The organism is Frigoribacterium sp. Leaf44 (assembly GCF_001421865.1).
Classification (GTDB): domain Bacteria; phylum Actinomycetota; class Actinomycetes; order Actinomycetales; family Microbacteriaceae; genus Frigoribacterium.
The window spans coordinates 784,356-793,223 of sequence record NZ_LMLG01000006.1; the positions used below are offsets into that span (position 1 = coordinate 784,356).

The 8,868-nt window shown below is 72.0% G+C and carries 8 protein-coding genes; 5 read left to right on the forward strand and 3 right to left on the reverse strand.

Features of this window, described 5'->3' with window-relative positions; genetic code table 11:
- Nucleotides 1-43 precede the first annotated feature (43 nt).
- The 3 genes from ASE87_RS12220 to ASE87_RS12230 all read left to right on the forward strand — a co-directional run bounded on the left by ASE87_RS12220 (nt 44) and on the right by ASE87_RS12230 (nt 1,123).
- A complete protein-coding gene (locus ASE87_RS12220; RefSeq protein WP_056228826.1) occupies nt 44-493 on the forward strand; it encodes a YdeI/OmpD-associated family protein in 450 nt (149 codons plus the stop codon).
- Nucleotides 494-627: 134 nt separating this feature from the next.
- Entirely contained in the window at nt 628-837 is a 210-nt protein-coding gene (locus ASE87_RS12225) for a DUF2945 domain-containing protein (protein ID WP_056228829.1), read from the forward strand.
- Nucleotides 838-886: 49 nt separating this feature from the next.
- Entirely contained in the window at nt 887-1,123 is a 237-nt protein-coding gene (locus ASE87_RS12230) for a hypothetical protein (RefSeq protein ID WP_043597179.1), read from the forward strand.
- On the opposite strand, the gene ASE87_RS12235 is transcribed toward ASE87_RS12230, so the two are convergent.
- A complete protein-coding gene (locus ASE87_RS12235; RefSeq protein WP_056228830.1) occupies nt 1,116-2,363 on the reverse strand; it encodes an MFS transporter in 1,248 nt (415 codons plus the stop codon). The two genes, ASE87_RS12230 and ASE87_RS12235, sit on opposite strands and share 8 nt — an antisense overlap.
- Before the next feature lie 87 nt (nt 2,364-2,450).
- On the opposite strand from ASE87_RS12235, the gene ASE87_RS12240 reads away from it, so the two are divergent.
- Nucleotides 2,451-3,143 (forward strand): TetR/AcrR family transcriptional regulator, encoded by a 693-nt coding sequence (locus ASE87_RS12240; protein WP_052505440.1) that lies wholly within the window; start codon nt 2,451-2,453, stop codon nt 3,141-3,143.
- Between the two features lie 67 nt (nt 3,144-3,210).
- Here ASE87_RS12240 and ASE87_RS12245 read toward each other — a convergent pair whose 3' ends face one another.
- Both ASE87_RS12245 and ASE87_RS12250 read right to left on the reverse strand, forming a co-directional pair.
- Nucleotides 3,211-4,065, reverse strand: coding sequence for an ABC transporter permease (locus tag ASE87_RS12245; RefSeq protein WP_043597176.1), 855 nt, complete (start codon nt 4,063-4,065; stop codon nt 3,211-3,213).
- Complete coding sequence (locus ASE87_RS12250; RefSeq protein WP_056228831.1) at nt 4,062-5,111, reverse strand: ATP-binding cassette domain-containing protein; 1,050 nt, start codon at nt 5,109-5,111, stop codon at nt 4,062-4,064. The genes ASE87_RS12245 and ASE87_RS12250 overlap by 4 nt, the downstream gene beginning before the upstream one ends.
- 206 nt (nt 5,112-5,317) lie before the next feature.
- Between ASE87_RS12250 and ASE87_RS12255 the strand changes: the two genes are divergently transcribed.
- Nucleotides 5,318-8,818 (forward strand): bifunctional proline dehydrogenase/L-glutamate gamma-semialdehyde dehydrogenase, encoded by a 3,501-nt coding sequence (locus ASE87_RS12255; RefSeq protein WP_056228835.1) that lies wholly within the window; start codon nt 5,318-5,320, stop codon nt 8,816-8,818.
- Nucleotides 8,819-8,868: the final 50 nt, after the last annotated feature.

Consider the following 8,868-nt stretch of genomic DNA (forward strand, 5'->3'; position numbering starts at 1 on the left):
GCCGGTGGTGGTGCCGGCGGTGGCGGCTCGCTAGCATCCGGGCATGACCGAACCCGTGACGTTCCGCACCACGATCGCCGAAGCTCGGACGAACGCGACGGGCATCGTCGTGCCGCCCGAGGCCGTCGAGTCCCTCGCCTCGGGGAAGAAGCCGGCGGTCGTCGTCACGGTCGAGGGGTACACCTACCGCAGCACGGTCGCGAGCATGGGCGGGCGGTTCCTGATCCCCGTCAGTGCCGAGCACCGGGCGGGGTCGGGCGTCGTGGGCGGGCAGGACGTCGAGGTCACACTGGCCCTCGACACCGAGCCGCGGGTCGTCGAGGTGCCGGCGGACCTGCGCGAGGCACTCGACGCGGACGACGAGGCCCGCGCCTCCTACGAGTCGCTGTCCTTCAGTCGGCAGCGCGCCCTGGTCGAACCGATCGGAGCGGCGAAGACCGCCGAGACCCGGGCCCGTCGGCTCGCCGCGGCGCTCGCCGCCCTCACTGACTGAGCCCGACGGGTCGCGATGTCGCTTCCTGTACCCCGCCACGCTGGGTGGCGGGTCGGCGCGGGCGGGGTACCGTCCACGCCACCACCGCGCGGCACCGGACGCCGACGGACGGATCGACACACCAAGGAGGCGCGATGTCGTTCAGCAAGGGAGACCACGTCACCTGGAACACCCCCCAGGGCGAGACCCACGGCACGGTCGTGGAGAAGCGCGTGAAGGAGTTCCAGCTCGACGGGCAGAAGTTCAAGGCCTCGGACGACGAGCCCTACTTCGTCGTCGAGAGCGACAAGAGCGGGGCGAAGGCCGCCCACAAGGGCTCGTCGTTGAGCCCGGAGAAGAAGTAGCACCAGCCGCACCCCACCCACCACCGCCCCACCCCACGAGGAGAACACCATGGCCGACCTGAACGACGTGCGCTGGAACGACGAAGCCCGCGACAAGATCCTGACCGACGCCGACAACGTGCTGCGCGACGCGGTCCGCGACGCCGCCGCCGCCCACTCGGGCGAGTCGTGGGAGGAGTCCTTCAAGGCGATCAACGACGCCGTCAAGGACCGCTTCATCGACTACGAGCCCGGCCCGGACGTCCGCAAGTACGCCGAGGCGATCGAGCGCGGCGACTTCAGCTGACGCGCGCCTCCTGGCCGGCGTCGACCCGTCGCACCCGTGAGCTGAGCGCCACGGCCACCGCGACGGCGACCACGAGGCCGGCCAGGGCGGCGAGCGTCGCCGGCGTGCCGATGAGTTCGGTGAGCGGTCCGACGACGACCTCGCCGACCGGCACGCCGGCCAACGAGGCCAGCGTCAGGCACGAGAAGACGCGACCCAGGTAGGCCCCCGGGACCTGACGTTGCACGACCACGTCCAGCGGCACCGTGAAGACCTCGAGCCCCACGCTGGCGGCGAAGAGGCCGAGGCTGATCCAGAAGAACCAGTGCAGCGGGTCGAACACGACCGGGTCGGTGCCGTAGGCGAACGACAACAACACGAGCGGCAGGGCGAGTGCTGCGGCTCCGAGGCAGGCCGCCCAGAGGCGCAGTCGTCCTCGCAGGGCACCGGCCCAGTACGCCCCCACGATCAGACCGAGGGTCTGCAGGGCGCCCGCGAACCCCCAGAGCAGCCGTCCGAACGACTGGTCGGCCACGAGCGGGCCCACCACCTGCACCCCGCCGGCGAAGGCGAACTGGAACGTGAAGGCCAGCGCCGCGGTGGCGACGAGCCAGCGCGTGCGCCAGACGAAGCCCAGCCCGCTGCCGAGGTCCTCGAGCACCGACGTCCCTCCGGAGGCGCGGGCACCGTCCCGAGGCAGCCCCACGAACACGACGGCCGCGACCACGAAGACGGCCGCCCCGACGGCCAGGGCAACGCCCGACCCGGCGGTCGCGACCACGGCGCCGCCCACCGCCGTGCCGATCACCAATCCGACGTTCATGCCGACGCGGCTGAGCACCGTCGCGTCCCGGAGGCGTTCGTCGGGCACGGTCTCGCGCAGCAGGGCGCTCGTCGCGGGGCCGAAGAAGGCGGCCGCGGCACCGTTCACCGCCCCCACCGCCGCGAGGGTGGGCAACGTCTCGGTCTGCGTCAGCATCAGGGTGGCCGCGACGACGAGCGACGCCGCCGACAGCCACGACGAGGCGATCGCGACGGTGCGCTTCGAGAAGCGGTCCGCGAGGGCCCCGCCCACCAGCACCAGGGCGATGTTGGGCACGGACCGGGCGACGACCACGAGCCCGAGATCGACGGCGTCGGCCCCCAGGTCGATCGCCGCGAAGACGATGGCCAGGGGCGCGAAGCCGCTGCCCACCCACGAGAACAGGCGTCCGACCCAGAGGGCCCGGAAGGCAGGCGTTCTCAGCAGCGACCACGGCACCGCTGAACTCTATGCCGACGCACCGTGTGCGGACGCCTCGTCCCCGGGCGTCGTCATCTGCTCGGGGGACGACCTAGGCTGACCCCGATGGACGCCCCCGAGCCCGACCCGACCCGTGCCGACGTCACCGACGTCCCCCCGGTCGGTGCGGTGCGCGAACCCGGTCGCTACCGCAAGGGCATCGCCAAGCGCGAGGCGATCCTCGACGCGGCCCTGCCGGTGTTCGGCAAGGTCGGGTTCCACGGCGCCACCCTGCGCGAGATCGCGCGGCGGTGCGGCGTCTCGCACCAGTCGCTCATGCACTACTTCCCGACGAAGGACGAGCTGCTCATGGCCGTGCTCCGTCGGCGCGACGAACGACTGCGACGCCACTTCGACGACGACGGGGGCATGAGGGTCGACGAGCTCGTCGCGCTCGCCGAGTACAACGTCGACGTGCCCGTCGTCATCTCGCTGTTCATCACGGCGTCGGCCGAGGCCACCTCACCCGACCACCCGGCACACCAGTACTACGCCGACTACTACGAACGCATCGTCTCGTCGACCTCGGCCTACCTCGGGCTCGCCCAGGCTCGGGGGTGGTTGCGCGACGGCTACACGGCCGAGTCGGCCGCCCGCGTCGTGCTCGCCGTCCAGGACGGGTTGCAGCTGCAGTGGTTGTACGAGCGGGACGCCGTGGACGTCCCCGCCCTGATGCGCCTCGTGATCGGGAGCGTCCTCACGGTGCCGACGAGCGAACTCGACGCCGCCGTGCGCGAGGCGGCCGGGCTCGCGGGCTGACCCGCGCCTCCTCGGCGGACGCGCGACGGTCCGCGGGCGGCGGCTCGCGGTCGACCGCCGGCGTTCGCTACTTCGCGCTGATGCGCTGGAACTTGCGGATGCACAGCGGCACGAAGACCACCAGCATCACGGTGATGCCGAGCAGGACGGTCGCGTAGGGGTGCTGCATCGTCCAGATGTCGGGCACCGGGGTGGCACCCAGGTTGCCGAACGAGGTGCGGGCGGCCTGAACCAGCGACGACACCGGGTTCCACTCGGCGAAGACCCTCAGCACGGTCGGCAGGGTGTCGCTCGGCACGAACGCGTTCGAGACGAAGGTCAACGGGAACAGGATCATGAACGACGCGTTGTTGATGGTCTCGGGTGTCTTGACGCTCATGCCGAGGAGGGCCATCACCCAGCTGAACGAGTAGCTGAACAGCAGCAGGAGGGCGACCCCGCCGACGAACGAGGCGGGCGAGGCGTTCACCCGCCAGCCGACCGCGAGTCCGGTGAGCATCATGATGACCATCGAGATCGTGTTGAGCGCGAGGTCGCTGTTCGTGCGACCGATCAGCACGGCCGACGGGCTCATGGGCAGGGTGCGGAACCGGTCGATGATGCCCTCTTTCAGGTCTTGGGCCATCGCGGCACCCGAGAAGGTCGAGCCGAAGACCACGGTCTGCGCGAAGATGCCCGCCATGAGGAACTGCGTGTAGTCGGTGCCCTGGACGGCGATGGCCCCGCCGTAGACCTGGCTGAAGAGCAGGACGAACATGATCGGCTGCAGCACGGCGAAGATCAGCATGTCGGGCGAGCGCTTCACCTTGATCAGGTTGCGCTTGGTGACCGTCCAGCCGTCCGAGGCCCAGGTGCCGAGGCCCGTGTCGCTCGACGGGACGAGCGTCTGCGCCAGGGCGGCGGTGGTTCCGGTGGTGGTCATGCCCGTGCCTCTCTCTTCTTCGCACCGCGCCGACCGCGACCTCGACCACCGGCCGGGTCGTCGTCGGGGGAGCCGTGGTCGTCGCCCGCGTCGTCGTCGGCCGCGCGGTGGCCGGTGAGCTGGAGGAACACGTCGTCGAGGGTCGGACGTCGCATGCCGGCGTCGTGCAGCTCGATGCCGGCCGCCCCGAGGTCGGCGAGCGTCCGCTGCAGGGCGGTCGGGCCGTCGGTGACCGCGACCTCGAGCTGGCGGCCGTCGGCCCCGACGATCGGATCGGAGTCGCCGTGCCGACGGAGCACCTCGACCGCCTGATCCGCCCGCGCCTCGTCGACGAGGGCGACGACGAGGCGGTGGCCGCCGACCTGGGCCTTGAGCTGGTCGGCCGTGCCCTCGGCGATGACGGCCCCGCCGTCGATCACCGAGATGTCGTCGGCCAGGCGGTCGGCCTCCTCGAGGTACTGCGTGGTCAGCAGGACCGTCGTGCCCCCGTCGACCAGCCCGGTGATGATGTCCCACAGGGCGAGTCGGCTGCGGGGATCGAGCCCCGTCGTCGGCTCGTCGAGGAAGAGCACCCGCGGATTCGTCACGAGCGCTCCGGCGAGGTCGATGCGTCGGCGCATGCCGCCCGAGAAGCCCTTGACCGGCCGGTCGCCCGCGGCGGCGAGGTCGAAGACCTCGATCAGCTCGCGGGCGCGGTCCCGACTCACGCGGCTGCCCAGGTGGTACAGCCGCCCGATCATGTCGAGGTTCTCGAATCCGGTGAGGTTCTCGTCGACCGCGGCGTACTGCCCCGAGACGCCGATCGAGCGGCGCACGGCCTGGGCGTCGGCGACGACGTCGAGCCCGGCGATCGTGGCCGTGCCGGCGTCCGGACGCTCGAGGGTGGTGAGCATCTTGACGCCCGTGGTCTTGCCCGCGCCGTTCGGACCGAGCAGCGCCTTGACGGTCCCTTCGGGCACGATCAGGTCGAGGCCGGTCAGTGCGTGGACCGGGCCGGACTTGGACCGGTAGGTCTTCGTGAGGCCGCGGGCCTCGATCATCGCCATGGGTGCTCCCGGTGCGTGGGGCCCGTCCATCCGCAGACGGGTCGGTCTTGGCGGCGGCTGTGCACCGCCTGAACGCGCCCAAGGTAGCGCTGTCCGGTCCCCGCCGCCAGTGCCGATCGCCCCCCCTGTGGACAAGGAGGCGCGGCGCACGTTACGGTCTCGTGTCAAACCTTGCCAGGTGGCAAGTTCCGCCCTACATTCATCCCATGACCACCATCGACGAGACGGCGGGGCCGTCCACCGCTGAACAGCTCCTGCCCGTCGGCATCGGCGACGACGCCGTCGCCCTCGCCCGCCGCTGGGCGCACGACGCGTCGGGCGCCCCGAGCACCGGCTCGGCCCACCTGCTCGCCCAGGTCCTGAAGGACGAGTCGGGACTCGCCTTCACGATCGGCTTCGTCGACCGGGTCGTCCGTCCCGAAGATCTCGGCGTCGCCGCCCGCAACCTGTCGACCCTGGCGAAGCAGGCACCGGCCTTCCTGCCGTGGCACATGCGCTCGGCCGTGCGCCTCGGCGGCGTCATGGCGCCCGTGTTGCCGGGCGTGGTCGTGCCGATCGCCCGTCGAGTCCTGCGCGGCATGGTCGGCCACCTCATCGCCGATGCCCGCCCCGCCAAGCTCGGTGCGGCCATCGCGAACATCAAGAAAGACAAGACGCGGCTGAACCTCAACCTGCTCGGCGAGGCCGTCCTGGGCGACGCCGAGGCCGAGCACCGCCTCGCCGGCACCCGGGCGCTGCTCGCCCGAGACGACGTCGACTACGTGTCGATCAAGGTCTCGTCGATCGTCAGCCAGCTCTCGATGTGGGCCTTCGACGAGACCGTCGAGCGCGTCGTCGAGAAGCTCACCCCGCTGTACGAACTCGCCGCCCGGTCGCCGAAGCCGAAGTTCATCAACCTCGACATGGAGGAGTACCGCGACCTCGACCTGACGATCGCGGTCTTCACGCGCCTCCTCGACCAGCCGCAGCTGAAGGGCCTCGAGGCCGGCATCGTCCTGCAGACCTACCTGCCCGACGCCCTGGGCGCCCTGCAGCACCTCACCACCTGGGCGACCGAGCGGGTCGACGCCGGCGGGGCCGCGATCAAGGTGCGCATCGTCAAGGGTGCGAACCTCGCGATGGAGACCGTCGACGCCACCGTGCACGAATGGCCGCTCGCGACCTACGGCACCAAGCAGGACAGCGACACCAACTACAAGCGCGTGCTGACGTGGGCCTTCACGCCCGAGCGGACGCGCGCCGTACGGGTCGGCGTCGCCGGGCACAACCTGTTCGACATCGCCTTCGCCCACCTGCTGGCCGAGGCCCGCGGCGTCGGCGACCGGGTCGAGTTCGAGATGCTGCTCGGCATGGCCGAGGGGCAGGCCGAGCTGGTCAAGGCCGACGTCGGGGGCCTCCTGCTCTACACGCCCGTCGTGCACCCTCGTGAGTTCGACGTCGCCATCAGCTACCTGATCCGCCGCCTCGAAGAGAACGCCTCGAGCGAGAACTTCATGTCCGCCGTCTTCGAGCTCGCCTCGAACGAGGCCATGTTCGAGCGCGAGAAGGGCCGGTTCCTCGCCTCGCTCGCCGAGGTCGACGGCGACACCCCGGCGCCGCACCGCGTGCAGAGCCGCCTCGACGCGGCCCAGGCGTTGCAGCCGCGCGAGGCCGGCAGCGGCTTCGACAACGAGCCCGACACCGACCCCGCCCTGGCCGACAACCGCGCCTGGGGCCGCGAGATCGCCGCCCGCTCGGCCGACTCGCGCCTGGGCGTCGAGCTGATCGAGTCCGCCCGGGTGACCGACGAGGCCACCCTCGACGCGATCGTCGCCGACGCCGTGGCGGCATCCGCCGACTGGGCGGCCCGCGGAGGCGCGGGTCGGGCCGCGGTCCTCCGCGAGGCCGCGGCGACGCTGTCGGCCCGCCGAGCCGACCTGATGGAGGTCGCCGCGAGCGAGACCGGCAAGACCGTCGCCGAGGGCGACGTCGAGGTCAGCGAGGCGATCGACTTCGCGAACTGGTACGCCCACCTCGCCGAAGAACTCGACCGGGTCGACGGCGCGACGTTCGTCCCCGAGCGACTCACCCTCATCACGCCGCCCTGGAACTTCCCGCTGGCGATCCCGGCCGGCTCGACCCTCGCCGCGCTCGCCGCGGGCAGCAGCGTCGTCGTCAAGCCGGCCGGTCAGGCCAAGCGCAGCGGGGCCGTCATGGTGCAGGCCCTCTGGGACGCCGGCGTGCCCCGCGAGGTGCTCAAGCTGGTCGACGTCGACGAGGGCGACCTCGGTCGCCACCTCGTGTCGCACCCGTCGGTCGACCGTGTCATCCTCACGGGCGCCTTCGAGACGGCCGCGCTGTTCACCAGCTGGCGCACCGACCTGCCCCTGCTCGCCGAGACGAGCGGCAAGAACGCCATCATCGTCACTCCGAGTGCCGACCTCGACCTGGCCGCGTCCGACGTCATCAAGTCGGCGTTCGGTCACGCGGGCCAGAAGTGCTCGGCGGCGAGCCTGGTGATCCTGGTCGGCTCGGTCGCCACCTCGGAGCGCTTCCGCCGTCAGCTCGTCGACGCCGCGTCGACGATGCGCGTCGGACTGCCCTCCGACCTCACGACGCAGATGGGCCCGATCGTCGAGCCGGCCCACGGCAAGCTCGAACGTGCGCTCACCACGCTCGGCGCGGGCGAGACCTGGCTGGTCGAGCCGAAGCGACTCGACGACACCGGGCGGCTCTGGTCGCCCGGCGTCCGTGCAGGCGTCGCCGCGGGCAGCGAGTTCCACCTCACCGAGTACTTCGGCCCGGTGCTCGGCGTCATGACCGCGAAGACCCTCGACGAGGCGATCGAGCTGCAGAACGCGACCGACTACGGCCTGACCGCAGGCCTGCACACCCTCGACCCCGCCGAGCTCTCGACCTGGCTCGACCGGGTCGAGGCGGGGAACCTCTACGTCAACCGCGGCATCACCGGGGCGATCGTGCGGCGCCAGCCGTTCGGCGGCTGGAAGAAGTCCTCGGTCGGCGCCGGCGCCAAGGCGGGCGGACCGAACTACCTCGTGCACCTCGGCTCGTGGCAGCCGACGTCGCTGACCGAACCGCAGGAGGCGCGCCCGGGTCGCGAGGCCCTGGCCGCCCTCGAGGCCGCGTCGCCGCTGCTCGGGGCGTCGGGTGCGTCGGCCTCCGACGACCTGCGGGCCGCCGCCGCCAGCGACGAGCACTTCTGGGCCACCGAGTTCGGCGTCGCCCGCGACGTGAGCGACCTCGGCCTCGAGCGCGACCTGCTGCGCTACCGTCCCCTGCCCGTCACGATCCGCGCCGCCGACGGCGCGGCGCCGGCCGACGTGGTCCGCGTGTTGCTCGCCGGACGGCGCTCGGGCGCGCCGCTCACGGTGTCGTCGTCGGTCGAGCTGCCGGGCGCCCTCGTCCGCGCGCTCGGCCTTACGGCCTCCGACGTCGTGCACGAGGACGACGCCACGTGGCACGACCGGATGCGTGCGGGTCGCCTGTCGACCGAGCGCGTGCGGTTGGTGACCGGTGCCGATGACGCGACCCGCGCCTCCTCGGCTCTGGCGGACGCCCTGGGCGGCGACCCGGCGGTGGCCGTGTTCGCGGCAGCCGTCACGCCGACCGGGCGCCTCGAGCTGCTGCCGTTCCTGCGCGAGCAGGCCGTCGCCATCACGGCCCACCGCTTCGGCAACCCCGACGACTGGAGCGCCTCCGTCATCTGACCGTGCCGGCGCACGCAGACGCCGGCACCCGCCGACCCCCTCGGGAGTCG

Excerpts from the sequence above, each read along its gene's own strand:
- ASE87_RS12220 (WP_056228826.1), top strand. The coding sequence starts at position 44 with ATGACCGAACCCGTGACGTTCCGCACCACGATCGCCGAAGCTCGGACG.
- ASE87_RS12225 (WP_056228829.1), top strand. The coding sequence starts at position 628 with ATGTCGTTCAGCAAGGGAGACCACGTCACCTGGAACACCCCCCAGGGC.
- ASE87_RS12230 (WP_043597179.1), top strand. The coding sequence starts at position 887 with ATGGCCGACCTGAACGACGTGCGCTGGAACGACGAAGCCCGCGACAAG.
- ASE87_RS12240 (WP_052505440.1), top strand. The coding sequence starts at position 2,451 with ATGGACGCCCCCGAGCCCGACCCGACCCGTGCCGACGTCACCGACGTC.
- ASE87_RS12245 (WP_043597176.1), bottom strand. The coding sequence starts at position 4,065 with ATGACCACCACCGGAACCACCGCCGCCCTGGCGCAGACGCTCGTCCCG.
- ASE87_RS12250 (WP_056228831.1), bottom strand. The coding sequence starts at position 5,111 with ATGGCGATGATCGAGGCCCGCGGCCTCACGAAGACCTACCGGTCCAAG.
- ASE87_RS12255 (WP_056228835.1), top strand. The coding sequence starts at position 5,318 with ATGACCACCATCGACGAGACGGCGGGGCCGTCCACCGCTGAACAGCTC.